The organism is Exiguobacterium sp. s160 (genome assembly GCF_018617575.1).
GTDB lineage: Bacteria > Bacillota > Bacilli > Exiguobacteriales > Exiguobacteriaceae > Exiguobacterium > Exiguobacterium aestuarii_A.
This window is the reverse complement of the sequence record NZ_JACSKK010000011.1, coordinates 1-26,432: the sequence shown is the minus strand read 5'-3', so window position 1 is coordinate 26,432 and position 26,432 is coordinate 1. Positions and strand designations below refer to the sequence as shown.

The 26,432-nt window shown below is 47.1% G+C and carries 28 protein-coding genes and 1 rRNA gene; 1 reads left to right on the top strand and 28 read right to left on the bottom strand.

Annotated elements, in window-relative coordinates:
- Positions 1 to 70 precede the first annotated feature (70 nt).
- The 18 genes from KNO86_RS13950 to metG form a co-directional block, all read right to left on the bottom strand.
- Positions 71 to 586 (bottom strand): S1 domain-containing RNA-binding protein, encoded by a 516-nt coding sequence (locus tag KNO86_RS13950; protein WP_214697200.1) that lies wholly within the window; start codon positions 584 to 586, stop codon positions 71 to 73.
- A 74-nt stretch (positions 587 to 660) separates the two neighbouring features.
- Positions 661 to 1,035: an FtsB family cell division protein gene (locus KNO86_RS13945; protein ID WP_074036621.1), complete on the bottom strand. Its 375-nt coding sequence runs from the start codon at positions 1,033 to 1,035 to the stop codon at positions 661 to 663.
- A 42-nt stretch (positions 1,036 to 1,077) separates the two neighbouring features.
- Positions 1,078 to 1,350: an RNA-binding S4 domain-containing protein gene (locus KNO86_RS13940; protein ID WP_214697198.1), complete on the bottom strand. Its 273-nt coding sequence runs from the start codon at positions 1,348 to 1,350 to the stop codon at positions 1,078 to 1,080.
- Positions 1,347 to 2,762 carry a bifunctional methyltransferase/pyrophosphohydrolase YabN gene (gene yabN / locus KNO86_RS13935; RefSeq protein WP_214697196.1) on the bottom strand — a complete coding sequence of 472 codons (1,416 nt, stop codon included), beginning with the start codon at positions 2,760 to 2,762 and terminating at the stop codon, positions 1,347 to 1,349. Before yabN ends, KNO86_RS13940 begins: the two co-directional genes overlap by 4 nt.
- A 1-nt stretch (position 2,763) precedes the next feature.
- Positions 2,764 to 4,311 carry a polysaccharide biosynthesis protein gene (locus KNO86_RS13930; RefSeq protein ID WP_214697194.1) on the bottom strand — a complete coding sequence of 516 codons (1,548 nt, stop codon included), beginning with the start codon at positions 4,309 to 4,311 and terminating at the stop codon, positions 2,764 to 2,766.
- A complete protein-coding gene (gene mfd / locus KNO86_RS13925; RefSeq protein WP_214697192.1) occupies positions 4,295 to 7,822 on the bottom strand; it encodes a transcription-repair coupling factor in 3,528 nt (1,175 codons plus the stop codon). Before mfd ends, KNO86_RS13930 begins: the two co-directional genes overlap by 17 nt.
- Positions 7,823 to 7,867: 45 nt before the next feature.
- Positions 7,868 to 8,425 (bottom strand): aminoacyl-tRNA hydrolase, encoded by a 558-nt coding sequence (gene pth, locus KNO86_RS13920; protein WP_214697190.1) that lies wholly within the window; start codon positions 8,423 to 8,425, stop codon positions 7,868 to 7,870.
- Positions 8,426 to 8,480: 55 nt separating this feature from the next.
- Positions 8,481 to 9,437 (bottom strand): ribose-phosphate diphosphokinase, encoded by a 957-nt coding sequence (locus tag KNO86_RS13915; protein WP_214697188.1) that lies wholly within the window; start codon positions 9,435 to 9,437, stop codon positions 8,481 to 8,483.
- Positions 9,438 to 9,482: 45 nt separating this feature from the next.
- The gene (gene glmU / locus KNO86_RS13910) at positions 9,483 to 10,838 is read right to left on the bottom strand and encodes a bifunctional UDP-N-acetylglucosamine diphosphorylase/glucosamine-1-phosphate N-acetyltransferase GlmU (protein WP_214697186.1); all 1,356 of its coding nucleotides are present in this window, start codon (positions 10,836 to 10,838) and stop codon (positions 9,483 to 9,485) included.
- A gap of 184 nt (positions 10,839 to 11,022) precedes the next feature.
- Entirely contained in the window at positions 11,023 to 11,322 is a 300-nt protein-coding gene (gene spoVG / locus KNO86_RS13905; RefSeq protein WP_214697184.1) for a septation regulator SpoVG, read from the bottom strand.
- 140 nt (positions 11,323 to 11,462) lie between these two features.
- Positions 11,463 to 12,287, bottom strand: coding sequence for a pur operon repressor (gene purR / locus KNO86_RS13900; RefSeq protein ID WP_012727734.1), 825 nt, complete (start codon positions 12,285 to 12,287; stop codon positions 11,463 to 11,465).
- A gap of 73 nt (positions 12,288 to 12,360) precedes the next feature.
- Positions 12,361 to 13,224: a 4-(cytidine 5'-diphospho)-2-C-methyl-D-erythritol kinase gene (gene ispE / locus KNO86_RS13895; RefSeq protein WP_214697222.1), complete on the bottom strand. Its 864-nt coding sequence runs from the start codon at positions 13,222 to 13,224 to the stop codon at positions 12,361 to 12,363.
- Positions 13,225 to 13,324: 100 nt separating this feature from the next.
- A complete protein-coding gene (locus KNO86_RS13890; RefSeq protein ID WP_012727736.1) occupies positions 13,325 to 13,561 on the bottom strand; it encodes a Veg family protein in 237 nt (78 codons plus the stop codon).
- A gap of 82 nt (positions 13,562 to 13,643) precedes the next feature.
- Positions 13,644 to 14,522 carry a 16S rRNA (adenine(1518)-N(6)/adenine(1519)-N(6))-dimethyltransferase RsmA gene (rsmA, locus tag KNO86_RS13885; protein WP_214697176.1) on the bottom strand — a complete coding sequence of 293 codons (879 nt, stop codon included), beginning with the start codon at positions 14,520 to 14,522 and terminating at the stop codon, positions 13,644 to 13,646.
- The gene (gene rnmV, locus KNO86_RS13880; RefSeq protein ID WP_214697173.1) at positions 14,519 to 15,079 is read right to left on the bottom strand and encodes a ribonuclease M5; all 561 of its coding nucleotides are present in this window, start codon (positions 15,077 to 15,079) and stop codon (positions 14,519 to 14,521) included. The genes rsmA and rnmV overlap by 4 nt, the downstream gene beginning before the upstream one ends.
- The gene (locus KNO86_RS13875) at positions 15,072 to 16,358 is read right to left on the bottom strand and encodes a 3D domain-containing protein (protein ID WP_214697171.1); all 1,287 of its coding nucleotides are present in this window, start codon (positions 16,356 to 16,358) and stop codon (positions 15,072 to 15,074) included. Before KNO86_RS13875 ends, rnmV begins: the two co-directional genes overlap by 8 nt.
- On the bottom strand, positions 16,355 to 17,122 hold the full coding sequence (locus tag KNO86_RS13870) for a TatD family hydrolase (RefSeq protein WP_214697169.1): 768 nt from the start codon (positions 17,120 to 17,122) through the stop codon (positions 16,355 to 16,357). The genes KNO86_RS13875 and KNO86_RS13870 overlap by 4 nt, the downstream gene beginning before the upstream one ends.
- A 51-nt stretch (positions 17,123 to 17,173) precedes the next feature.
- Complete coding sequence (gene metG, locus KNO86_RS13865; protein WP_214697168.1) at positions 17,174 to 19,132, bottom strand: methionine--tRNA ligase; 1,959 nt, start codon at positions 19,130 to 19,132, stop codon at positions 17,174 to 17,176.
- Positions 19,133 to 19,462: 330 nt separating this feature from the next.
- On the opposite strand from metG, the gene KNO86_RS13860 reads away from it, so the two are divergent.
- Positions 19,463 to 19,756 carry a transition state genes transcriptional regulator AbrB gene (locus KNO86_RS13860; protein ID WP_012727742.1) on the top strand — a complete coding sequence of 98 codons (294 nt, stop codon included), beginning with the start codon at positions 19,463 to 19,465 and terminating at the stop codon, positions 19,754 to 19,756.
- 16 nt (positions 19,757 to 19,772) lie between these two features.
- On the opposite strand, the gene rsmI is transcribed toward KNO86_RS13860, so the two are convergent.
- The 10 genes from rsmI to rrf form a co-directional block, all read right to left on the bottom strand.
- The gene (gene rsmI, locus KNO86_RS13855) at positions 19,773 to 20,642 is read right to left on the bottom strand and encodes a 16S rRNA (cytidine(1402)-2'-O)-methyltransferase (RefSeq protein ID WP_214697166.1); all 870 of its coding nucleotides are present in this window, start codon (positions 20,640 to 20,642) and stop codon (positions 19,773 to 19,775) included.
- Positions 20,614 to 20,892 (bottom strand): GIY-YIG nuclease family protein, encoded by a 279-nt coding sequence (locus tag KNO86_RS13850; protein WP_074036574.1) that lies wholly within the window; start codon positions 20,890 to 20,892, stop codon positions 20,614 to 20,616. The genes rsmI and KNO86_RS13850 overlap by 29 nt, the downstream gene beginning before the upstream one ends.
- On the bottom strand, positions 20,885 to 21,622 hold the full coding sequence (locus tag KNO86_RS13845) for a tRNA1(Val) (adenine(37)-N6)-methyltransferase (RefSeq protein ID WP_214697164.1): 738 nt from the start codon (positions 21,620 to 21,622) through the stop codon (positions 20,885 to 20,887). Before KNO86_RS13845 ends, KNO86_RS13850 begins: the two co-directional genes overlap by 8 nt.
- Before the next feature lie 60 nt (positions 21,623 to 21,682).
- Positions 21,683 to 22,018: a DNA replication initiation control protein YabA gene (gene yabA / locus KNO86_RS13840; RefSeq protein ID WP_012727746.1), complete on the bottom strand. Its 336-nt coding sequence runs from the start codon at positions 22,016 to 22,018 to the stop codon at positions 21,683 to 21,685.
- Between the two features lie 23 nt (positions 22,019 to 22,041).
- A complete protein-coding gene (locus tag KNO86_RS13835) occupies positions 22,042 to 22,872 on the bottom strand; it encodes a PSP1 domain-containing protein (protein ID WP_074036570.1) in 831 nt (276 codons plus the stop codon).
- A gap of 6 nt (positions 22,873 to 22,878) precedes the next feature.
- Entirely contained in the window at positions 22,879 to 23,871 is a 993-nt protein-coding gene (locus KNO86_RS13830) for a DNA polymerase III subunit delta' (protein ID WP_214697162.1), read from the bottom strand.
- A 14-nt stretch (positions 23,872 to 23,885) separates the two neighbouring features.
- Entirely contained in the window at positions 23,886 to 24,215 is a 330-nt protein-coding gene (locus KNO86_RS13825; protein ID WP_031421800.1) for a cyclic-di-AMP receptor, read from the bottom strand.
- A complete protein-coding gene (gene tmk / locus KNO86_RS13820; RefSeq protein WP_214697160.1) occupies positions 24,215 to 24,853 on the bottom strand; it encodes a dTMP kinase in 639 nt (212 codons plus the stop codon). Before tmk ends, KNO86_RS13825 begins: the two co-directional genes overlap by 1 nt.
- A gap of 3 nt (positions 24,854 to 24,856) precedes the next feature.
- Positions 24,857 to 26,275: an aminotransferase class I/II-fold pyridoxal phosphate-dependent enzyme gene (locus KNO86_RS13815; protein WP_214697158.1), complete on the bottom strand. Its 1,419-nt coding sequence runs from the start codon at positions 26,273 to 26,275 to the stop codon at positions 24,857 to 24,859.
- A gap of 74 nt (positions 26,276 to 26,349) precedes the next feature.
- A 5S ribosomal RNA gene (gene rrf / locus KNO86_RS14880) occupies positions 26,350 to 26,432 on the bottom strand; the annotation flags it as partial.

The window sequence follows — 26,432 nt, the reverse complement described above, 5'->3', positions numbered from 1 at the left end:
AAAATGTTCACGACTTGTCTTGTTACAAGACCTATATGGTTACGAGTAGAAGCTAATTGGTATCAAAGGATTACCCGCGTTTGGCTCCACGTCCACCGCGTTTCGAATCTGTTTGACGTTTCAACGTCGAAAGACGCTCGTCGCTGTCTTTCAAGAATTTGCTCATCAACGTATCGAATGTTTCTGGTTCACGACGTTGTTCACCACGACGACCGCCGCCACGTGGGCCGCCGCCACCGCGTGGACCGCCACCGCGCGGACCACCTTGACCTGGGCCACCTGGGCGTGGGCCACGAGAGAAACGCTCACCGGCTGGACGCTCTGGACGTTCAGGGCGTTCACTTACAGGACGATCGACTGCTTTCTTGATGGATAACCCGATTTTCCCATCATTTTCGACGTTCAACACTTTTACCGTGACTTCTTGACCGACTGTCAACACTTCGTTAATGTCTTTGACGTAAGAGTCCGCCACTTCACTGATGTGTACTAATCCTGTCTTGCCGTTTGGGAGCTCGACGAACGCTCCGAAATGCGTAATCCCTGTAACCTTACCTTGTACCTTGCTTCCTACTTCAATTGACATAAAATAATGTACTCCTTTTTTGATTGATTCTTTTCAATTATACGAGTCGTTTCCTCAACGGTCAACGAACCGACTTATTCCTCTGGGGAGAAGTAGAAAATAATCTCTCCATCTTTGGAGAAGAGGAGCTCGTTTCGCGCTAAGTTCGCGATATAATCCTCATCCTGCAAACGTTCCACTTGTTCCTTCAACTCATCTTGCTCGGCTTTCTGCTCTTGCAACTCCACTTTCGCTTGTGCGTAAGCTTGTTGTTGGTCCGATACATAGCCTACCTTTGAAAAGTAACTCTGTCCAATCAATACCATTACGAATAAAAATAGGAGTGAGGCTGCCGCCAAACGACGTCGAAGATGAACTCTTCGGCGATGTGTGTCTTTTTCCAGCTGTTCTCTACGCTCATCTAGCGCTCGAATGCGCCGTTGTCGATCCATCGGATTACGTCCGTTCATCGCCTCATCCCCCTCCTCTTAATACATTAAGTATACTTTTTTTTACGAGTCGATACTACCGTCCATCTTCTCTTCTTTAAGTAAACGATACATTTCTTTCGCATCTTCTTTGCGCGCATGTTCCGCAATTGAGTCAATGACGACCGTGACGAGCTTGTTTCCGAATCGAATTTGCAGCTCGTCTCCGACTTTAACATCGGTACTCGCCTTCGCCACTTGCCCATTTAGCTGAATCCGCCCTTGATCTGCCACTTCTTTTGCGAGCGTGCGTCGCTTGATCAAGCGGGATACTTTCAAAAATTTATCTAATCTCATAACCCTTTCTCCTTTGCCTCGTTCCAAAGAGCATCCATCTGTTCGAGCGTCATCTGCTGAAGATCACCATTCGCTTCTATATACTCGAATCGACGTTTGAACTTTCGGTTCGTCTGTTCTAACGCTTGCTCGGCATTTAGCCCAACGTATCGCGCGATGTTGACGATGGAGAATAATACATCGCCAAGTTCTGATTCGTCACTCAACTCTTCACGCCACTCGTGCAGTTCTTCTTCCAATTTTTCGAAAGCGCCCGACACGTCATCCCATTCGAATCCGATTTGGCCGGCTTTCTTTTGAAGTTGTTCAGCACGCATCAATGAAGGTTGGTCGACGAGTACACCATCGAGTTGCGATTGTTTCTTTTCCCCTTTTTCCGCTTGTTTAATCGTATTCCAATTTTTTACCACATCAGAGGCATCTTCGACGGTGACATCTCCGAAGACGTGCGGATGACGGCGGACCATCTTTTCACTGATTGCCCCGATGACATCACGAATATCGAAATATCCTTCGTCTGCACCGATTTGGGCATGTAACATGACTTGAAGCAACACGTCGCCGAGTTCTTCGATGATGGCATCGTCATCTTCTGCGTTGATGGCTTCAATGAGTTCATACGCTTCTTCTAATAAATACTTCCGAAGCGACTCATGCGTTTGTTTGCGATCCCACGGGCAACCGTCCGGTCCACGAAGCGTGGCGATGATTTGTTTGAGCGTTGCAAAATCTTTCGCCAAATAAGCTTCATCCGTGAGTGGCGGGACATAGAGGGTCGTCAAGTTGTTCACTTCCGCCATGCGGTCCATCTCGAACAACGGAATGTGTTCGATTCGTTCTTGCGTGGTACCCGCAGCTGTCACAAGTGTAACAGGGTGCTCATCCGGATAACGTTCCATCAGTTGCACTTTTACGTCTCCCGCTACAAATCCATCGTACACTTGGCCAATCAACACATGTTGCGTCACCTGCAGGCGTTCAAGGTCGAGCGCCGTCGCATCCAACAACTGAAAGCCGTTGATTGGATCGATTTGCAGTGCCTGGAACATCGCATCTAAGAAGCTTTGCCCGCCGAGTACGTGAAGGTTCGCTCCACGTTCCACTAAAAGCTCGACAGTTCGCTCGGCGACGAACGGGTGACCGGGTACAGCATACGTGATAGCCATCTCTTCACTTTTGTTCATCAACGTCTCGACAATTTGATCGTACACCTCTTCAAACGTATCACTCGATTCATAAATCGAATCAAATGACTCGAATGCGAGCCCTTCTGACTCTAACTCACGTACGACAGGGTGTTCTTTCGTCCGTAACCAGACGAGCGGTTGCTGCTTCAAATGACGGTACACCCCGAGTGGCAATTGATTCAGCTCACCAGATCCAAGACCGACCACCGTGATTGTATAACCCATACTAGTTCTCCTTTTTTTCGAGCACATCGAGGAGGCGACCACCGAACGGGATGAACTCCCATTCCGCAAGTGATAGCATTCGCGTGCTCCATAATCTCCATATATAAAGGACGGCTCCGCTACATACCATCCCGATTAACCATCCGAAGGCTGCGATTCGCGAATCGACCCACATCTGACCAACCCAGTTTAACACGGCAACGAGTAATAACATGGGCACCAGCGCTTTCGATAGCGATTTGTAATGCTTCGACCGAAACGACCCGAGTGGAATCGAACGGTCGAGCGCCCGAAAGTTATAGAACGCCATCGCCAAAAAGCCGAGTGAGGTACCGATGGCCGCCCCTTCAATCCCATAGAAGGGGACAAGCCCCACGTTTACGACACCTTTTGCCAAAATCGCGACAATCATACTGCGAGCCGCAATCCATTCACGGTCGATTGCTTGAAGGCAAGTCATGCTTGCAATCGCTAACGATGCCGCAAACGTACTCGTTGCCAATAACACGAGCGCCCGCGTACCTGACCCATCTTCAAACAAGGCAACGTTTAAGAAAAACATCACTCCCATCAATCCGACGGTCGCAGCACCCGCAATGGCTGTTGTCACCCGAATCATCGAACGGAGCCCTTGTGTCGTTTTTTGCAGATGTCCCGCTCGATAGTGTCGGACGAGTGTTGGGACGTTGGCCATACCGATGGTCGTTGCGAACAGGATTGCAAATTGGACAAGTGGGTATCCCCGGTCGAACACGCCTTTGCTCACTTTCGCCTCGTACGTCCCCCCCATTAAATTGACGATTGTAAAGGAGTCGACGAGTTGCATCCATAAGATTCCAAGCGAGGCAAATCCGACCGCGAGCCCTGTCGTCAACAATAGACGCAATCCATGTTGAAACGTGACACGTCGTACTTTTACGATTCGTAAGCCGCGCGCCTGATAGATTAAAAAGGCAATCGCCACAACCCCACCGATAAGCGTCGCACCATATGCGTATTGACTTAGCGTGTATGCATCTTTTCCAAGACGCACGCCAATCCATAATAGCGAAAGCATGACCGTCACACGTACAAAATTCTCTAACACTTGCGACCATGCGCTCGGTCGTAAATCATCCCTCGATTGAAAGGCACCACGTAACACGGCGGACGCCGGCATGAGTAAGTAACTCAAACTGATTACGCGAAGCGCCGGGGCCAACTGTTCATCCCCGAGCCACATTGCGAGTGTCGGGGCGAAGATCCACATCGTGACAACAAGCGTGATAGAAAGAAGAAGCAACGCATAAAAACTGCTCCATAACACTTCTAGCTTCTGGTTCGACCCCTTCGCGCCGACTCCTATTTTCGCAATAACTACCGGCATCGCATAAATTCCGAGCGATGCGACAATCGCAGCGAACGGATAGACGGTTTGATAAGCATAGAGTCCAAAGTCACCCGCCAAGTTTTGATATGGGACGCGATATGCGAAGCTGATCAGTTTAGAGACATAACCGGCAAGGGCGAACAGGACGACACCTTGCGCAAACTTACTTGGCGACCGCATCGCCCACCAACCGCTTCGTCAGTTCTTCTAATACAGTATCGGCATCATTCAAGAGCTCTGTGAGTGGCATTCGACCACTGAGTGACAATTTCAAGGCTCCGTCTTCTTGACCGATTCCTAGTTTACGACCGAGCGGCATCGTCCATTCCATAAAGGATGGTACATCGAGGGCTGTCGTCGAATCTTTCGATAAGACAATTTCAATCCGTCCAGGCGTTTGTTTGATTCGGCTCACTTTCGCCAGTTCTCCGTAAATCCGTAGACGTGTCAGCTGAATGAGAAGGGCGACTGGTTCTGGGAATTCCCCAAATCGCTCAATCAATTCGTCTTGTAAGGCGAACAATGCGTTTGGTGTATCGACGTATTTGAAACGCTTATACATCTCAATCTTCAGCTCACTATCCGACAAATAGTCGTCCGGGATGTAGGCATCCGCTTGGAAGGCGATTTCTGGCTTGAAGACGACTTGTTTCGCTTGTCCACGCATTCGGTCTTTCCGTTCCTCAATCGCTTCGGAGAGCATTTGAGAATACAGGTCGAAGCCGACTGAATCGATGAATCCAGATTGTTGTGCACCTAGCAAGTTACCAGCACCTCGAATCGACAAGTCGCGCATCGCGATCTTAAAGCCGCTTCCGAGTTCGGTGAATTCTTTAATGGCTTGAAGACGACTTTCTGCTACTTCGGTCAAGCGCTTATCTTTTCGATACGTGAAGTAAGCATACGCAATTCGATTCGAACGTCCAACTCGACCACGAAGTTGATACAGTTGGGAAAGTCCCATTTTGTCAGCATCATGGACAATGAGTGTATTGACGTTTGGAATGTCGATTCCCGTCTCGATAATCGTCGTCGAGACTAAAATATCCGCCTCCCCTTCGAGGAAACTGATTAACTGGCTCTCGAGTTCGCTCTCGGTCATGCGACCGTGCGCCGTCGCGATACGCGCTTCAGGCAACAGGGCCCGAATCTCTTCCGCTTTCCGCTCGATGCCTTCGACACGGTTGTAGAGGAAGAACGCCTGTCCTCCACGCGCAAGTTCACGCTCTAACGCTTCACGTAAGACGATGCCGTCATATTCCATGACATACGTCTGAACCGGGTAGCGGTTCTCTGGCGGTGTTTCTAACACAGATAAGTCGCGGATTCCAATCATCGACATATGAAGCGTTCGTGGAATCGGTGTGGCCGTCAACGTGAGTACGTCGATGTTCGTCTTCAATTGCTTCAAACGTTCTTTATGTTTGACGCCGAATCGTTGCTCTTCGTCGATGATGACGAGACCGAGGTTCGCGAACGTCACGTCTTTTGACAACACTCGGTGTGTCCCGACGACGATATCAATCGTCCCTTCCTTCAAGCCCTTCTTCGTCGCAGCCATCTCACTCTTTGAGCGGAAACGACTCATGACAGAAACGTTAATCGGAAATTCACTGAATCGCTCGAGCATCGTTTCATAATGTTGTTGGGCGAGGACGGTCGTCGGGACGAGAAATGCGACTTGTTTTCCAGCGAGCACCGCCTTGAATGCCGCTCGGATTGCCACTTCCGTTTTCCCATAGCCAACATCCCCACATAAAAGTCGATCCATCGGACGTGAACGTTCCATGTCTGCTTTAATCTCAGCAATTGAGCGGACCTGGTCCTCTGTCTCCGCATAAGGGAAGGAGGATTCAAATTGCCCCATCTCTTCATCATCCGGTGGAAACGCAAATCCGACCGAAGCTTCTCGTGCCGCATATAATTTAATGAGCTCATCTGCGATATCTTCAACCGACTTGGCGACTTTCGATTTAACTTTCTTCCACTCGGTGCCTCCGAGTTTATAAATCTTCGGTTCTTTCCCTTCGGCGCCGACATATTTTTGAACGAGATCAATTTGATCGACCGGCACATAGAGCGCATCATCACCGGCATACACGAGATGGAGATAGTCCTGATGAATCCCTCCGACCTCGATGGTTTTAATGCCTAAATACTTCCCAATCCCATGATGCACATGGACGACATAGTCGTTCGGCTTCAACTCTTGATAACTCTTAATCCGTTCTGCGTTCGTTAAGTTTTTCGTCTGACGCTTGCGCTTCGTCACACGTTTAAACAATTCCTCTTCTGATACGACGACGAGGCGACTCGTCGACAATTCAAATCCACCTTCGATTTGACCGATGATGACGGATACGCGTCTCGGTTCTAATTCTCCATCGACATTCGTGAACGTTGAATGAATGCCGTAGTCCGAAAGGAGCGCTTCAATCTTGTCCGCGCGTGACTTATCCCCCGCAAGCACGACAATGCGTTGATCCCCTTGTTGCCAGCGTTCCACTTCTTGCTTTAACAGGTGCATCTGCCCATGAAATGCGGGGAGTGGACGACAGCTCAAATGTACCGTCGCGGTTTCCGGAATCCCTGAGCGACGAGATGGAAGTAGCGAGAATGCCACTTGTTTCAAGTCACGAAACACTTTGTGCATCGGGACAGCAAGCGTGTAATTGCTGACCGCCTCTCCTTTTTCGATGAGTGAAGAGAACCATTCCGCCTCTTCCCGCTCCTGTACGTCCGCGGCATCATCGATTCGTGCCACTTCATCTAAAATGAGTACAGCGTCTTTGCCTACGTAGTCTAAGAGCGTGGACGTATAAAGGAGTGGCGAATACTTTCCAACTTTATCTGGGAAATCACCACGCTCTAAACGCTCGATGTCCGTTACGACTCCTTCCTCAAGCGCTTGACGAATCACTTCGTTCTCAATCAACTCGACGGTCCGGTCATATTGTTTCCGGAGTGAACGCCCGGCTTGTTTCAACTGATCGTCAGTAGCGATGAACTCGGTGGCAGGTGTGATGCACACTTCCCCTACCACACCGAGCGAACGTTGCGTCTCGGCATCGAACGTGAAAATGGAATCGATTTCGGTATCAAATAAATCAATCCGATACGGACGCGCTTCCGTAAGCGGGTAGACATCCAAAATACTGCCTCGTACTGAAAACTCGCCTGGCGTCGTCACGGTCGCTGTTCGTTCATACCCCATACCTGTCAATTGCTTCGCAAAGTCTGCCAACTCAAGATCACTTCCCGGCTTTAGCATGACACGACTATGTTGCCACGCTTCCGGGCTCGGCATATAGCGTCGTAATCCACCGAGCGGCACGACAACGACGCCTCCTGTTTGGTCAAGGAGACGAGTACGGGCATCGATTCGAGCGGCCAACAGCTCAGGACTAGACGTCAGCGACAGTTCAGCGGCCAGCGTCTCATCAATCGGATAAAGCAATGTTTTTTCCGGTCCGATGAGTGATTCGAGTTGATCGAATATTTTTTGTGCTTGATACATGTTATGCGTCACGACGACGAGACGTCTCGATGACGATTTCACAAGTCCTGCGAGGACGAGAGCTTTCGCGCTTGTCGTCAGTCCCGTCACCAATTGACGGTCTACTTTTTGTAGCCGCTCACGAATCACGTTCGTCTCCGGGAGCGCCACCATAAATCTCTCTAAAGCATTCATTTGTTTTCCTCCAACTCATACGACAAAAAAGGGTGCTATGACCCTTTAGTTGTATCGATTCATCAGCGCTAGCCAATCTGTATCTACGAAATCAGTGGCTGCGGTTACGGCGTTGTCGAGTGTTTCGTTCAACTCAGGCAAGTCCTCTTTCCGATAGTTCATCAACACCCAGTCGACGACTTTGATCGGGTGAGGAGGACGTCCAATCCCAAGTTTCAATCGCTTGAATTCTGCGGTCCCTAAGTGCTGAATGAGCGATTTGATTCCGTTATGACCACCCGCACTCCCTTTCGGACGGAAGCGCAGTTTTCCCGGCACCATATCCAAATCGTCATAGATGACAAGTAAATCGTCAATCTCAATCTTATAATAATCTAAAATTGGACGGACGGCTTCACCCGATAAGTTCATATACGTAAGGGGTTTAACAAGTACAACGCGTTCACCATTGATTCTTCCCGTTCCCATAAGGGCATTAAACTTCGCTTCATTCAGCGAGATCCCATGCTTTTCAGCGAGGCGATCAATTGCCAAAAAACCAATGTTATGTCGGGTCATCTCAAACTTTTTACCAGGGTTTCCAAGACCGACGATGCATTTCATATCATTTCCTCCTGAACAAAAAAGCCCAAAGGCGAATGCCTCCGGGCCTCGTTTTTTAATCGAATAGGGTGCTGACCGATTTGTGCTCGTGGACACGCATGATCGCTTCCCCAAGCAAATGGGCAACCGACATCTGTCTGATTTTGCTCGAGCATGGACGACCCGTCAAATCGATTGTATTTAAAACAACCAATTCTTTGATTGATGAGTTGTCGATACGCTCCATCGCTGGACCAGAAAGGACTGGGTGCGTACAAGACGCATATACTTCTTTCGCGCCAGCTTGGACGATTGCATCCGCTGCAAGCGTGATCGTTCCCGCTGTATCGATGATATCATCAATCAAAATTGCTGTTTTCCCTTCAACGCTTCCGACGATGTTCATCACTTCAGCGACGTTCGCTTTCGGACGACGCTTATCAATGATGGCAATCGGAGCTTTCAAACGTTCTGCCAATTTACGCGCACGTGTCACGCCACCGTGGTCTGGAGAGACAACCACGATATCCTTCGCTTGAAACTCTTCTGTTTCAAAGTACGTCGAGATGAGCGGCACACCGAGTAATTGATCAACCGGAATATTGAAGAATCCTTGGATTTGCGCTGCATGCAAGTCCATTGTGATGACGCGTGTCGCACCTGCTACCGTCAGAAGGTCAGCGACAAGTTTCGCCGTGATCGGCTCACGCGAACGCGCTTTACGGTCTTGACGTGCATACCCGTAATACGGCATCACGATGTTGATCGTACGGACAGAAGCACGTTTGAGTGCATCAATCATGACGAGCAATTCCATGAGCGTTTCGTTTACAGGTGAGCTTGTTGATTGGATGACATACACATCATCTCCACGAACACTTTCCTCGATGTTGATATAGAGTTCACCGTCGCTGAAACGTTTGACTTGGCAATCACTGAGCGGGACACCAATTTCTTTCGCGATTTCTTCAGCAAGCGGGCGGTTCGAGTTTAAGCTAAATAGACGAATTTCTCGTTCGTATACAGTAGACATGTTTAGGATTCTCCTCCATCGTTTTCCATAGTGATTGGCAGCAAGTTATCGTTTTGTGTAACCTTCTTTATTCGTTTGGCGTTCACGTGCAATCGCGAGCGCCTCTTCCGGTACGTCATTCGTAATTGTCGAACCGGCTGCGACAATCGCACCTTTTCCGACTTTTACCGGGGCAATCAAGTTGACGTTACAGCCGACGAACGCATCGTCTTCTACCACTGTCTCGAACTTGTTCTTGCCGTCATAGTTTACCGTGATTGATCCACAACCTAAGTTGACACGTTCGCCGATTGACGCATCTCCGATGTAGCTCAAGTGCGAAGCTTTCGCACCGTCACCAACCGACGATTTTTTAATCTCGACGAAGTTTCCGACGCGTGTGTTCGCACCAAGTACAGCTTGTTGGCGCAAGTGAGCGAACGGTCCGACTTGAGCCGCTTCACCGATTTTGCTATCTGTCACGACAGACTGGCGCACGACAGCATGATCTTCAATCACACTGTTGCGGATATCTGAGTTCGGTCCGATGACACATTCCGAACCAATTGTCGTCTTCCCAAGGATGACCGTACCCGGATAGATGATCGTATCCGAACCAATCACCACATCTGGAGAAATGTACGTCGATGCCGGGTCCATGAATGTGACGCCTTCACGCATGAGACGTTCGTTCGTGCGTTTACGCATGATTGCTTCCGCCTGTGACAAGGCAACGCGGTCATTGACTCCGATTGTCTCATCAAACGTTGGCGCTGTATGTGCTGCGACGACTTCGCCAGCTTCTTTTGCAATCGAGATGACGTCAGGCAAGTAGTATTCGCCTTGCGCGTTATTGTTTCCGACTTGTTTGAGCGCGTCGAACAATAACTCGTTATCGAACACGTACGTTCCCGTATTGATTTCATTGATGGCAAGTTCTGTCTCAGAAGCATCTTTATGCTCAACGACTTTCGTCACGTTCCCATCTTCACCACGAACGACACGACCGTATCCTGTCGCATCGTCTGCAATCGCAGTCAACACAGTAACTTTCGCTTGTTGCGCCTCATGATGAGCGAGAAGGGCTTCCAACGTTTCTGCCGTTAGTAACGGTGTATCTCCGCAGACGACAAGTGTCGACCCTGCTTTACCCGCAAGCTCTGCTTCTGCCATTTGAACAGCATGCCCTGTTCCAAGTTGTTCTTCTTGGACCGCATATTCCACTCGTGTGCCGAGCGTATCTTGTACCGCTTCCGCCCCATGGCCAACGATTACGATTTGACGACTGACACCGATTTGGTCTAACTGGTCGACAACGTGCTCGACCATCGGTTTTCCTAGAACCGGATGAAGTACTTTATAAAGCTTCGACTTCATTCGCGTCCCTTTTCCTGCTGCCAAAATGACTGCAAAACGCTCCATTCTTCATTCGCTCCTATCTCACAACAGCTGTGATTGGTCTGTATAGTTCGGCTTTTCTGCAACTAAATCCTATTTACACCGTTTCTACTATATCGAAACCATGCCTTCGTTTCAATAGTTGTACCATTCCTTAACCAATGAAACGCAAAAAAACAGCGGTAGGTAACCTAACCGCTGTTTGATATCATTCACTCGTTCCGTAAGACACGTGCTGGGGGTCCAGTACATCCACTTCCATTTTGGAATAGGTTTCCAATACAGCCGCTTCAACTTTCTGTCGCATCTCCCCGTTAATCGGATGCGCGATGTCCCGAAAAATACCTTCTGGTGTCCGTTTGCTCGGCATGGCGACAAATAGACCGCTACTCCCTTCGATGATTCGAAGGTCATGTACAACGAATTCATGGTCAAGTGTGATTGAGGCCAACGCTTTCATTCTGCCTTCTGTCGCGACTTTGCGAATTTTTACGTCTGTGATCTGCATGTTTCGCATCCCCTTTTTCATCGTTGTCTATGCCATGGTGTGGTCTTCTGTAAGGTTCAGTTGGTTTCGAACGAACGTCATGACTCGATATTGATAACTCTATACCCTCTAATCATAAATCGAAATCAAAATTTTGCCAATCATTTTAGGAACTGTTCCACATTCCCCCGTGAAATGGTGACAAGACCTTCATCTGGGTCGACGTTCGTCAATTTCATTAAGCTGACGTATTCGCTGACCATCTTCTTCTCGGCGCCCTCTGCTTCCATCAAGACACCAACACCCGCAAGGTTTGCTTCGAATTCGTTTAAGAGACTCATCATCCCACGAATCGTCCCCCCCGCTTTCATGAAGTCATCGATCAAGAGCACGTTCGCCCCACGCGGCAGGCTACGACGTGCAAGCGCCATTGTGCGAATCGCCTTCGAAGAACCTGATACATAATTGATACTGACGGTCGATCCTTCTGTTACACGACTATCTGAACGAACGATGACGAATGGTACACCTAATTGTTCTGCGACAGCATAGGCAAGAGGGATCCCTTTCGTCGCAATCGTCATGACCACGTCGACTTTACGATCGGCGAATACGGACGCAAAGACTTGTCCCATCGGTTTCACCTGACTCGGATTGCCAAGTACATCCGTGAGGTAGAGATAGCCTCCTGGTAAGAGCCGCTCAGGTTTTGATAATTGCTCACAGAGCGTATCAATCATCTCAAGGGATTTTTCTTTACTCCAGCCTGGGATAAACATGACGCCGCCCGCTGCACCAGGAACGGTCACAAGCTTTCCGATCCCGTCATGAGACAGCATTTCACTTACGATGACAAGGTCTTCACTGATCGACGACTTTGCGGCTTTATAGCGACTTGAAAACATCGACAACGAGACAAGCTGATGCGGATGGTCAAGCAAATAACGGGTCATATCGACGAGACGACCACTTCTACGAATTTTCATACGGATTCTCCTTCACATCTTCGATAATAAACGAATGTTCTATTGAGAATATATCACTTTCATTCGTTTTTGTTCAATGTCTTTTGCCGAGAATCCGAACGACGAACACTTCTGGGCAAAATCCTTTTAGACCGTTATAGATGCGATGCGCCTTTTGCTCATGCTCAATGAGCGCAAAGACAGTCGGTCCACTACCGCTCATGAGAACACCTTCTGCCCCACAATGCCGCATCGTTTCTTTGATTTGTTTTACTTCCGGATGAAGCTTGAGCGTCACACTCTCGAGTGAGTTTCCAAGATTTTCGCAAATCCCATGAAAATCTTTTTGACGAATCGCTTCCACCATGGCACCTGTGTTCGGATGATGAACCTCATCCATGCGCACGGCGCGATACACATCTGCAGTCGATACTCCTAGCTTGGGCTTTCCGAGTACGACGTAGCATGGCGGCGGTGCCGGAATCATTTCTAACTGTTCACCACGACCTCTTGCAATGGCTGTGCCACCGATGACACAAAATGAAACGTCAGACCCGATCTCCGCACCGAGCTCTGCTAGCTCCTCTAATGACAAGTTTAACGAGAATAAATCGTTCATCCCACGAAGCGTCGCCGCTGCATCACTCGAGCCTCCAGCAAGCCCAGCTGCCACTGGAATTTGTTTATCGAGTACAATCTCCACACCTTGTTGAATATTAAAACGCTCCCGCAACAACTCTGCTGCACGATATGCCAAGTTTCGATGATCATTTGGCACGTAGGCGTGCTCTGATTGAATCCGAATCTCATTCGAATCTAAAATCGTCAACTCTAAACGGTCTGCTAAATCGACTGTCGTCATTACCATTTCTACTTCATGATAGCCGTCCGGACGCTTTCCGAGGACATCGAGCGTCAAATTAATTTTTGCCGGCGCTTTCACACTGATCGTGCGCATCACGTTCACCCTTCCCATTTGTCTCCTGTTCGACATTGTACCGTAAACAGGCGCACAAAAAAAGAAGCAGCTGCCAATGCATCCGCCCCTCATTTATAAATCAATTGCCGAATTCAATTTTAACTGTATCCGTTAGGACATCAGCGTAGCTATACGAGACACGTTCCACATTATGCAGGTCTTCATCCAATTTCACAACGAACACCGCAGGATATGTCTCAACGAGCGTTCCAAACCGAGTAACGACTTTCTTACGACCGCCGTTTGCTTTCAACGTCAATCGTTCACCAACATGCGATTCGAGTTTCTGTCTGATTTCTTGTAACGTCTTTGGCATACGCTTCACCTCACTGTTACAAGTATAGCATAATTGAATATGAAAATAAAGTTTAATATTATAACGACTCGTTTTAAGGTCGTCAACTATTTTTAAGTGGTAAAATTGTGTCAGACAATCGTGCGAATTCTTCTAGGCTTAACGTCTCTCCCCGACGTTTCGGATCGATTCCTGCCTCATGAAGCGCGCGTTCAAGTTCGACTTTGTGTTCTTTTCCAATATAGTTTGTTAAGTTGTTCAGAATGGTTTTACGGCGTTGTGCGAAGCTTGCGCGTGCGATATCAAAGAAAAAGGCTTCGTCTTTCACCTGCACCGCCGGCTCTTTGCGCATACGGAGTGTAATGACTGCCGAATCGACGTTCGGCGCCGGAATAAACACGTTCTTTGGAACGACAAAACTGACTTCGGCCTCTGCATAATACTGAATCGCAATCGATAGCGAACCGTATGCCTTCGTCCCAGGTTTCGCCCCAATCCGCTCTGCCACTTCTTTTTGAATCATCATCACGAGCGCGCGGAATTTCACACCACTTTCAAGTAATCGCATGATAATCGGTGTGGTGACATAGTATGGTAAGTTGGCAACAACCGAGATGTCTTCAATGCCTTCTTTCAAAAATTCTTGCTCTACAATCTCACGTAAATTTAATTCTAAAGCATCTCCATGGATGACTTTCACGTGAGGATACGGAGACATCGTATCTTCCAGAATCGGTAAAAGACGCTGATCAATCTCAAGTGCCACGACTTTCTTGGCGCGCTTGGCCGATTGCTCAGTCAACGAACCGATCCCTGGTCCGATTTCGAGGACACCACTCGATTCACTAAGTTCCGCCGCACCGACAATCTTACTTAAAATGTTTAAATCGATTAAAAAGTTTTGACCGAGCGATTTTTTAAATGAAAAACCATGTCGCTCTAAAATGGCTTTCGTTCGTTGGATTGTTGCAATATCTTTCAACCCTGTTCCTCCTCTAATTGAGCAAGTGCTTGCTCCCACTCTTCGACTGTGACGCCGAGCGCCTCGACTCGTTTCACGAATTGTTTCGCATTCGGCTCACCGATTCGAAGCAATACACCGAGTCGCTTTCGACGTTTCGCTGCCGCTTCTCCACCGATCAAATCCGCGTCTAACACCATTTTCCGCGTGACAATCGGCTGGTTCGTTTCAACACGTGGTTCAAATACGGCGCGTAAGACACGACGAAGCGATTCCGGGGTCGCATGTTCCACTCCGATTTTCCCACGTTTCCCTTTTGCCTCAGCACGTGGCAGATGGGCATGCTTACACCCTTTGACCCGCTCTTCGACGATTGCTCGAATACGGTCTCCCGGATAATCCGGATCGGTCAAAATGATGACCCCACGCTTCTCTTGCGCACGGCGAATTCGTTCAATCGTCTGATCGGATACGGCAGAGCCATTCGTCTCAATCGTATCGACCTCAAACACTTCCTGAAGTCGTGCCGTGTCGTCACGCCCTTCTACGACGATAATTTCTTGTATTTTCTCACGCATTGTCTGTTCCTTCTTTCTCTTCTTCCTGCTTTGGAATGACCCAAATGGTAAGCGGCTTGCGACCAAACGTCACAGCCTCCTCCAACTCATCCATCATGATGTCGATTTTTTGACCTTTGATCGCACTTCCCGTATCTAGCGCAATCGCCATGCCAATCCCTTCCACATACACGCGGGTACCGAGAGGAATGATTGCCGGGTCGACGGCAATGATACGCATACCCTCGAAGAGAATCGTATCCGTCACATCATAACCACTTCTTGTCAGTACTCGTCCGTCATACGTCACCGTATCTTCTGGATTGTTCGTATAAGCTGTTGCTTCTACGAGTAACTGTTTCGCGGATGAGAAATCTAACACATCGTCCGTTTTCGGTGGCTCTGCTATCTCGACTTCAGCTTCCGGGATGAATGGGCTCGATTCGTCCGCTGTCGTAGGCTCTGTAACGGGCTCTGTGACCTTTTTCGTCCCGACTTTGATGATCTGCGGCATTGCTTTACGTAACGTCTCGACTTCCGTTTTCGTACGATTTGTAATTGTACCATTTTCCACAGTAAGTGCATACCTTGTCCGTTCGAGTCCAGGAACTCCGACCTGCACGGTTTGCTTCACACCTTCTTCTAGCGTGTCATCCTCTTCCTCGACCATATCGTACGGAATCAATTGACTCTCGTATTGAACGACGTCACGATTCGTATTGACCGTGATTGTCAGGCCATCCCGTATCGGTGTCGATGCGTCTGGTAGCACTGTGTCACGTTCTGTCACGTCAACATTCGCTTCTCTTAATAATTGCGCTACATCCGTTGCCATCGTATAGATGGTCGACGCATCTTGCCCGACGATTAAATTGACGGCAACAACCGGCTGGTAGCGAATTGTCATCCCATTCGTGACGGCAGTACGCACAGACGGATAAACCGTATCTCCGTCTCGTACAGTCACCCCGTACCGCAATAAGACGTCCTCTACGGTCCGCTCTCTCGTTTGAATGACTTCTGTTTGTCCGTATCCGATTTGAAGCGAAACCTCATGTGAACGTTCGATTCGAATGAGTCGATCTTCCGGAACGTCCTCACTCAATGCCGGAGTAACGTAATCCGTTTCGTCTAATGTGATATTCAATTCCTCGAGTACCTCGAGGACGGAATCAGCCCGTGTCTCATGCTCGATTACCACGCCATCATCGATGACCTTGATCGGTTCAGGTTGCAACATGACGTATGCGACAGACGCAGTCACAATCACGCCTATACTGGCGAATACACGCTTGATCATGGGAGGCGGAACAGTTTCTTCGCGTTGGCTGTCGTCGCTCCTGCCAATTCCTCATACGAGATGTCTCGAAGTGACGCGATTTCTTCCGCAACGTACTTCACATAGGCCGGTTCGTTTCGTTTTCCGCGGAACGGAGTCGGCGTCAAGTATGGGCAGTCCGTTTCGACAAGAAGACGATCTAACGGTACTTCTTGTGCGACTAACTTTGGAACTTTCGCATTTTTAAACGTGACCGGTCCTCCTAAAGAAATATAGAAGTTCAAGTCTAGGCAACGAGGGAGAAGTTCTACTGACATGCTGTAACTATGGAAGACCCCACCGACTTCCTCTGCATGTTCTTCTTCCAAAATATCGAGCACGTCTGCCGTTGCTTCGCGGTTATGGATGACGATTGGCATATTTGTCCGTTTCGCGATGGCAATCTGTTGACGGAGTAGGCGCTGTTGTACATCTTTCGGTGACTTATCCCAATGATAGTCGAGACCGACTTCACCGAGTGCCATCACTTTTGGGTGACTCATGAGTGTCTCGATCCGTTCTAAATCTGCATCCGTACAGTCGATCGCATCGACCGGGTGCCATCCGACGATGGCATAGATGTCTTCATATGTTTCGGCTAGCTCGATGGCTCGGTCGATGGTCGGCGTATCAAATCCGACGACGAGTAGCGGAGAAACGCCAGCTTCTCTTGCCCGCTCAATCGTCTCCTCCACATCTTCATTGAACTGCTCCGCATTAATGTGCGTGTGTGTATCAATCAACATCTTGGTTCCTCCTTAGAAAAAGAGAGGGAGACCGTGGTCTCCCCCATTTCATTATTTGACGATGGCACCGTTCGGCATTTGATCAGAGACTGTCGCAAGTTCTAACTTGCCGTCACGGTCCGCAGCTAAAATCATCCCTTGTGATAATTCTCCACGGAGCTTGACTGGTTTCAAGTTTGCGACAACGATCACTTTCTTGCCAACTAAATCTTCAGGGGCATACCATTCAGCAATACCTGACACGATTTGACGCGTCTCTTTCCCGAGATCGACTTGAAGTTTCAACAGTTTTTTCGCTTTTTTGATCTTATCGGCTTCTACGATTTGACCGACACGGAATTCGACCTGATCAAAGACATCGATCGTGATTTCAGGACGAACGTCTTCATCGACTTCTTCTGTCGCTGTCTCCGTTTCCTCAATCCGCGCTTTCGACGCTTGACGCATCATTTCTTGGATCGCATCCACTTCTTCCTTCACGTCACGACGTGGGAAGATTGGTGTCCCGTCTGTTACGACAGCGTTATTGAAGTCGGCAAACGTCTCTAACGCTTCCCAAGACATGTCTTCCCCTTCGAGTCCGAGTTGACGGAACATTTCTTTCGGTGCACGTGTCATGAACGGTTGAATCATGATGGCAACGTGACGAAGTACGCCCGCGAGGTGTGTCATGACAGAAGCGAGTTCTTCGCGTTTCGATTCATCTTTCACGAGTACCCACGGCTGCGTCTCATCAATATATTTATTCGCACGGCTGACGAGCTGCCAGATGTTTGTGAGGGCGACCGAAAACTCCATGTGTTCCATGGCTTCTTCTGTTTTACGAGTCGTTTCTTTCACCATGCTCAATAACGCGTCATCAAACGCTGTGACATTTCCGTTGTACGCCGGGATATTCCCATCGAAATACTTTTTAATCATCGCGATGGTACGATTCAATAAGTTCCCGAGATCGTTCGCTAAATCAAAGTTCAAGCGATCGACGAACGCTTCCGGTGTGAACGTACCGTCTGCTCCGAATGGTACTTCACGAAGAAGGTAGTAACGAACAGAATCCAATCCGTAGCGGTCAATCAACGGAATCGGATCTACCACGTTTCCTTTTGATTTCGACATCTTCCCGTCTTTCATGAGCAACCAACCATGCGCAAACACTTGTTTTGGTAATGGAAGGTCAAGCGCCATCAAGAGAGCTGGCCAAATAATCGTATGGAAACGAACGATTTCCTTTCCGACTAAATGGACATCTGCCGGCCAATAGCGATTGAAGAGCTCGTCGTTGTCTGTCCCGTACCCGAGTGACGAGATATAGTTCGTGAGCGCGTCGACCCATACGTAAACGACGTGTATTGGGTTCGATGGGACTTGTACGCCCCAATCAAACGTTGTACGTGATACAGCTAAATCTTGAAGACCTGGCTTCAAGAAGTTATTGATCATCTCTGTCTTACGAGATTCTGGCAAGATGAAATCAGGATGTGACTCGAAATATTCAATCAAGCGATCCGCATATTTGCTGAGACGGAAGAAATAGCACTCTTCGCGCACGAGCTCGACCGGATGTCCGCTGTCAGGACTTTTTCCATCGACAAGCTGGGACTCTGTATAGTACGTCTCATCTGGTACAGAATACCATCCTTCGTATTCACCAAGATAAATGTCTCCATTTTTAAGTAACGTTTCAAAGACGTGTTCGACAACCTTCTTATGACGTTCTTCTGTCGTACGGATGTAATCATCGTATGAGATCTCAAGACGGTCCCATAGGACTTTGATTTCTTCGACAACTTCATCGACGAAAGCTTGTGGCGTCACGCCTGCTTCTTTCGCCTTTTCTTGAATTTTTTGACCGTGCTCATCCGTTCCCGTCAAATAGCGGACGTCAAATCCTTTTAAACGTTTGTAGCGAGCAACCGCATCACCTGCTACCGTGGTATATGCGTGTCCGATATGCAATTTTGCACTCGGATAATAAATTGGGGTTGTAATATAAAAAGTCGGCTTCGCCATGATTTATTCTCCATCCTTTCGACATATGCAATTCTCATTATACACGGTTCGACAAAAGAATTTCCAAACCTAATTGTTTGGAATTATTTTGCGTTTAGTTCGTCATAAATGTTCCAAAAATACCCTTTCTTTGTTTCAAGTTCAAACTATCGGGGAAATTTAGGTATATATCGCTCTTGATTCGACAAATTTCGAAAAATTGCTTTTCCAGATAGTAAGCAGTTGACTGCAATTGGAAAGTTTAGTATGCTTTTTGCTGTAGTCACATTGTCGAATTTTGACGATTCATGTCACCATGAGATTTCGACACCATTGGAGGAGGAAACACAAATGAAATCTACAGGTATTGTTCGTAAGGTTGATGAGCTTGGTCGTGTCGTTATTCCAATCGAATTGCGCCGTACACTTGGGATCGCAGAGAAAGATGCTCTCGAGATTTACGTCGACAACGATCAAATCGTTTTGAAAAAATATAAGCCAAACATGACTTGCCAAGTTACTGGTGAAGTATCAGACGATAACTTCAAATTGGCAGATGGCAAACTCATCTTGTCACCAGAAGGTGCACAACGTGTTCTCGTTGAATTGAAGAACATGCTCGAAAACTACTACAGCGAAGAGTAAGCAAGGATTTCCTTGCTTACTCTTTTTTGTGCAGTTGATGATACGCATCATATACATCGTTTCGTGATTCACCACGGTCTTTTGCGGTCTGCTTAATGGCCGCGTTCGGCTTCAGTCCCTCTTCTATATAATGAACAACATGTTCATAGACAGAGAGCGCTTCCCACCACATTGTCGTAGGTGCCGCTTCTGTCGCACCGCTCACAAGAACGACGAACTCTCCGCGTACTTCACCTTCGCACCACTGTAACGCTTCATCGACTGATCCTCTCAAAAACTCTTCGAACGTTTTGGTTAACTCTCTACCTAATACGAGCTGACGGTTACCAAACACTTGTCGAATCGCCGTTAACATTTCCTTCAATCGATGAGGGGCTTCATAAAAAACAATCGTGCCCGGCTCATATTGAATCGATTCGAGGACATCGACGCGATCTTTCTTTTTACGTGGCAAAAAACCGTAATAGAGGAAACGTTCTGTCGGAAGACCTGAAGCAACCAACGCCGTAAGTGCTGCATTGGCACCTGGTAAGACGACTACCGGAATGTTTGCCTCGATGGCTAACCGTACGAGATCACTCCCCGGATCTGAAATACCAGGCATTCCAGCATCCGAAACAACCGCAACCGACTTTCCAGCCAAAAGATCTTCAATCAGTCTCGGTCCACTTACTTCTTTGTTGTGTTCATGATAGCTAATCAGTTTTGTTGGAATTTCAAAGTGGCGACAAAGCTTCATCGTTTGGCGAGTGTCTTCCGCTGCGATTAAATCCACTTCTTGAAGCGTTCGCACCGCTCGATATGTCATATCTTCCAAATTGCCGATTGGCGTTGGTACGACATACAACGTTGGTTGTTCAGTTTGATAACTCTTCTGTGAATTCATTAGTCGTCCCCTCCATCAACTTCTCTTTTTGCGCGCGGGTCAATTGTTTAATGGACCATTCGTATTGCATGGCCTCCCGTTTCGTATCGAACGATTGCACATACCGAAGTCGTACGGGAAGTCGAGCTTTCGTATACTTCGCCCCTTTCCCGGCATTATGTGCAATGATTCGCTTTTCCACGTTCGTTGTATAGCCTGTATAATACGTCCCGTCCTGACATTCCACGATATACGTATAATGTTTAGGCATCGAGAATGGCTCGCATCGCTTCCGTATACGTATCGTCTTCTTCATATACAACAAATGGTGGTAAAATTTTAAGACCTGCTTTTCCATCTTTCGATCCCTCGATTAATAACGTATTCGCTTCGCGTCCAGCTTTCGGATATACGAGCTGCATTCGCTTCGGTTCAATTCGGTAGGTACGCATCAATGTCAGGATATCGAGTAAACGTTCTGGCCGATGCACGAACGCCACTTTCCCTCCTGGTTTGACGAGTTGACTAGCCGTTTTAATACAATCTTCTAGCGTGCACAACACCTCATGGCGTGCAATGGTATGATGTTCGTTTTGATTCCGCAATGACGTTTCATTTGCTAGAAAATACGGGGGATTACACGTGACCACATCATAACGAGCGTGCCCGAGTTGTGCCGCTGCCGCTTTGACGTCCCCCTCTACAACTTGAATGCGATTCTCGAGGCGATTGACCGCCATGCTTCGATTCGCCATATCAACGAGTTTCGATTGAATCTCTACACCTGTAATCGTTCCTTTTGTACGATACGACAAGAAAAGTGGAATTGCTCCCGTACCGGCGCACAAATCGACCAATTGCCCTTTTTGAATCGGTACCCATACAAACTCTGCCAGTAGTACCGCATCTAATGAAAACGAGAACACATCGTCACTTTGAATAATCTTGCCAGGGCGTCCAAGCAAATCATCGAGGCGCTCTCCATCCTTTACCGTTACCATTGTTTCCTCCTTCTATAAAAGAAAGGCGACGGATAGGGAATCCCTATCTATCGCCCCGTATTAATGTTTATTGAGCATCGACAAACAGAAGAGACAATCCCCATCTTTTCGTACCTGTCCGTAATGGAGGTTACAAATATGGAATCCTTCTTGATACAGCGCAGCCAAATTGTTCTGCCCTTTTCCAGACAATGCGATTTGTGAATCACCATTTGTCGTATCAACTTCTGCCAATTGTTCGACTTTTTCGCGCAAGTGATGATTCTCTAGATACATATGCTGATTCTCTTCAAGCAAATAGGCGAGCTGTTCTTTTAATACGCCTAAGTGCTCCGTCAAGAGTTGCATCTGTTGCTCGATCGCATCTACACGCATCATCACTTCTTTTTTGTCCATTCTTTCCACTGCTCAGCACCCCATCACTGTTTTGACGGTTTTCGTTTAATCGCACCCACTTCAACAAGTTCATCAATCGTATATGTGACGACACGCGTCCGATCGTGGAGTTCAACTTGAATAAGTTGGTCCAAAATGTTGAGACCGATTACACGACCATCACCTTCTGGAATTTTGATTCGCTTGCCGACGTCTGGTAAATCGCGTTTTAATTCTTCGTATGTGTCATTCTCATATTTTAAACAGCACATCAAACGACCACACACTCCAGAAATTTTATTCGGATTTAACGAAAGATTCTGGTCTTTGGCCATTTTGATGGAGACTGGTTCAAACTCCCCAAGAAATGACGAACAACAAAGAACTCGACCACATGGTCCAATCCCACTTAGTAGCTTCGCTTCGTCACGAACACCGATTTGTCGGAGTTCGATTCGTGTCCGAAACACGCTAGCCAAGTCCTTTACCAATTCTCGAAAGTCGACGCGACCCTCGGCAGTAAAATAAAAGATCACTTTATTGCGATCAAATGTATACTCAACATCGACTAACTTCATGTCTAATTGATGTTCTCGAATTTTTTCTTCACAGACGGCGTGAGCATCAACGGCTGCCAGTCGATTATCGCGTACGATATCCGCATCCTTTTGGTCCGCGACGCGAAGGATTGTCTTCAACGGCATGACGACTTCATCTTCGCCGAGCTTTTTATCGACTTGGACGACTTCGCCATACTCAATGCCACGTACCGTTTCAACGATGACATGTTCCCCACGTTTAAGCGTTGCATCGCCTGGTGAAAAGTAATAGATTTTTCCCGCTTCTTTAAAGCGGACTCCAACTACTTCAAGCACGCGCTTCTATCCTTTCTGCAAATCGAACGAAAGTCGTTCGAAAGTTAATTGAGGATTGACGTTTGCCTCGAGTCGTCGAATTGCCGCATGCACACTTTCAATTGCATGTGTGAGTTTAGAGACAGATCGATTCTGAATAAATGCGTTATATAAAGCAGCCTCGTTCTTAAATAGCTTTGGAGTATACGTATCTCGCACTTTTAGGTGAAGTGCCTCCTCTAGCCAATGTTCGAATAATTCAAGGCCAACTCGTAACTCATTTCGTCCTTTGAAATGTCCTAACCATTTTTCCTGGGCGAACAAGAGCAACTCTTGAGGTCGTTTCGTCAATACTTCAATTAATTGTACCACTAGCCCATACGCCTGTACAAACCACTCCTGCTCAACTGCTTCTTTCGCATCATCCCATTTTGGATAAACGGTCAAAGCAAGATAAGCCATATCGTACGTACATGACAATTCTTCTGACATCGTTTGTGCTAACTTCGCGCGGTCAATCGGGCGAAAAGCAAGTTGTTGAGCTCGCGAACGAATCGTCGGAAGAAGTAACTGTGGTTGTGTCGTCACCAAAATAGCAAGTTTCCCCACACCTGGTTCTTCAAAGAACTTCAATAAACTATTTGCCGCTTGAGTCGTCATCTTATGAGCTTGATGGATGACATACACTTGGCGATCTCCTTCAGCACCTCGTAACGATAGGTCACTGAGTAATTGTTGAATCTGTTCTTTTTTGATGCTAGCCCCATCCGGCTCCACTTCGATATAGTCAACAATGTTTTTTGAATCCATGCGTCGACAGTTTCGACACACTCCACACGGTTCTGCTCCCTGTGGTGATTCACAAAACAAGGCTTTCGCAAACAATGTGGCTGTTTCAATTAAGTAGGGTTCATAATCGCCCGAAAAGATGTACGCATGCCCAACTTTATTCGAAATGATTGAATTTTGAATGATTCGAGCAACCACTGTTTGCGACTCATTTAATTCCTGAAAACGCATATGCCCAACTCCCATTAAAACTGATGGAATCCTTCAATCGGCAAGACGAATACAGTCGCACCTCCAACTTGTACTTCGACTGGGTAAGGAATATACGAATCAGCATGTCCTCCCATTGGAGAGATTGGCGTAATCATTTGATCACGACTCGAACAGTTCGATTGAATCACATCCATTAAATCATCGAGGCGTTCCTGTGGAATACCCATCATAAACGTTGTATTCCCCTCTTTTAAAAATCCGCCTGTTGTAGCTAATTTCGTTGCACGAAAATCTTGTTCGACCAATGCGTCAGACAAACGTGCGCTATCCTTATCATGTACAATTGCAATCACCATTTTCATCATTGTTGTACGCCTCCTTGTTGTATTCGTTCTATTGTATAATCGAGTACCTCATCTTGAATACATTCAATCGATTGATCGGCATCAATTCGGATGATTCGTTCTGGGTACTGTTTAAGTAACGTTTGAAATCCTTCGTAAACACGCTCATGAAACGCTTGATCACGACTTTCAATCCGATCGAGTTGCCCTCGATCTTTCATTCGTGCACTAGCTCTTTCAGGGCTTAAATCAAACAAGAAAGTCAAATCCGGTGTTAAACCATTCGTTGCCCATTCATTCAGCGACTGTATTTGATCAAGATTATATTGTAAACCGTATCCTTGATAAGCAATAGATGCATCGATGAATCGATCACACAGAACAATTGCTCCTCGCTCCAATGCTGGACGAATCACTTGTTCCACATTCTGTGCTCGTGAAGCAGCATAAAGCATCATTTCCACTCGTGGCGTCATCTCATGATGATCCGGGGATAATAAGACTTCGCGGATTTGATTGCCCACAGTTGTTCCTCCGGGTTCACGGGTTACAACGATGTCATATCCTTTTTGTTTAAGACTCTCGACTAATAGTTGAAGTTGCGTAGACTTACCTGATCCATCTGGTCCTTCAACCGTTATAAACATTCCGCTCACTTTTTAAAACTCCTCTACAATAACATCAATTTGCTCTATCATAACATGCTTACTTGCTTGAAGCTTCCTCCCTAAAGAAATCCATTCCATGAGCACTCGTATTTTTTCCTCGGTAATCCGCTCTCCTTTTAGAATCCATGGAATCCCTGGTGGATATGGAATCACCGTTTCTGCTGAAACAAATCCGATTGCTTGTTTGAAGGATAAACGTTGCACTTGTTCATTCCCAACTAACGTATAGAGTTCAGATACACGTTCTGTTTGAGGGAAAGGAAAAATCGTTTCATCCTCATCAATGATCGGGACATGTGTAGCGGCCTTTTTAATCAATTTAATCCAATGCTCAATTTCCTGCTTTGTTATTTCCCTTAATGGCAAACAGAATAACACATGATCCACTGCAGCTAATTCAATATCGATTCCGATTGATGCAAGATGTTCACTAAAGACTAATCCATTTTTCGGATACGTCATGACCGTTACTTTTGTAAAATCGTCCCCCACTTTGACAGTGAAACCTGCACGCTTCAGCTCAAGTACAAAATGAGCATGATTTTTTTGAATAGAAGACCATGCTTCGTCCGTTAGACTTTCTAAATAGGACCGTGCATAGTCTAATGAAGCCATAATAAGATAAGAAGGACTTGATGTCTGAAATGAAGATAATGCATGCTTTAACCGAATTTCATCGATGTCTTTTTTATAGTGAATCCAAGCTCCCATCGTCAATGCAGGTAGCGTTTTATGTGCAGACTGTACAACTGCACTCGCTCCCTCAAAAATCGCAGAACGCTGAAGCAATTTAGGATGAATTAAATGGGCACCATGTGCTTCATCGACGAGTAATGGAATCTCAAGTGAAGACAAATAATTTGAAATCGCACGAATATCGGCCATGTCTCCATAGTACGTAGGAGACGTTAACATGACGGCTCGTCCTCCCGGGAATTCTTGAACAGCCTGTTCAATCGTTTCTAATGTCACCACGGTTGGAATTCCTGTACCACGTTCAATTGTAGGTGTTAATAGGATTGGTTTTAACCCTAACCATTCAATTGCGTTCCAGACCGACTTATGTGAGTTTCGTTGAACGTATACTCGCTCACCACGTTTTACAGTTGCCGCAAGCATGCTCCAATTTCCAACAGTTGAACCATTGACGAGCCACTTACTTTTACTTTCATACAGTTCACCCAATGCTTTTTCTGCTTGATCGATAATCCCAGAAGCGTCATGCAAATCATCTAAATGCGCTAGTTCTGTCAGGTCATATGGCATCACCTTGGCAAATGCGCTCGGTAACGTATGATCAGTCACGGTACCATTATGATGCCCAGGGACGTGAAAGGATACGCGATGTTCACTCACATGCTGTTCTAGAGACTCTAGAAATGTAAAAGGATTTTTCCGAGAAGGAGCCATCTGTTATTCCTCCTTAACTATTGACTATGAAAAAAAGACGATCAAGCATATGCTTGATCGTCTACTGCGTTGTTGCCTGGCAACGTCCTATCCTCACAGGGGGAGATCCCCCAACTACTTTCGGCGCTGAGACGCTTAACTTCCGTGTTCGGCATGG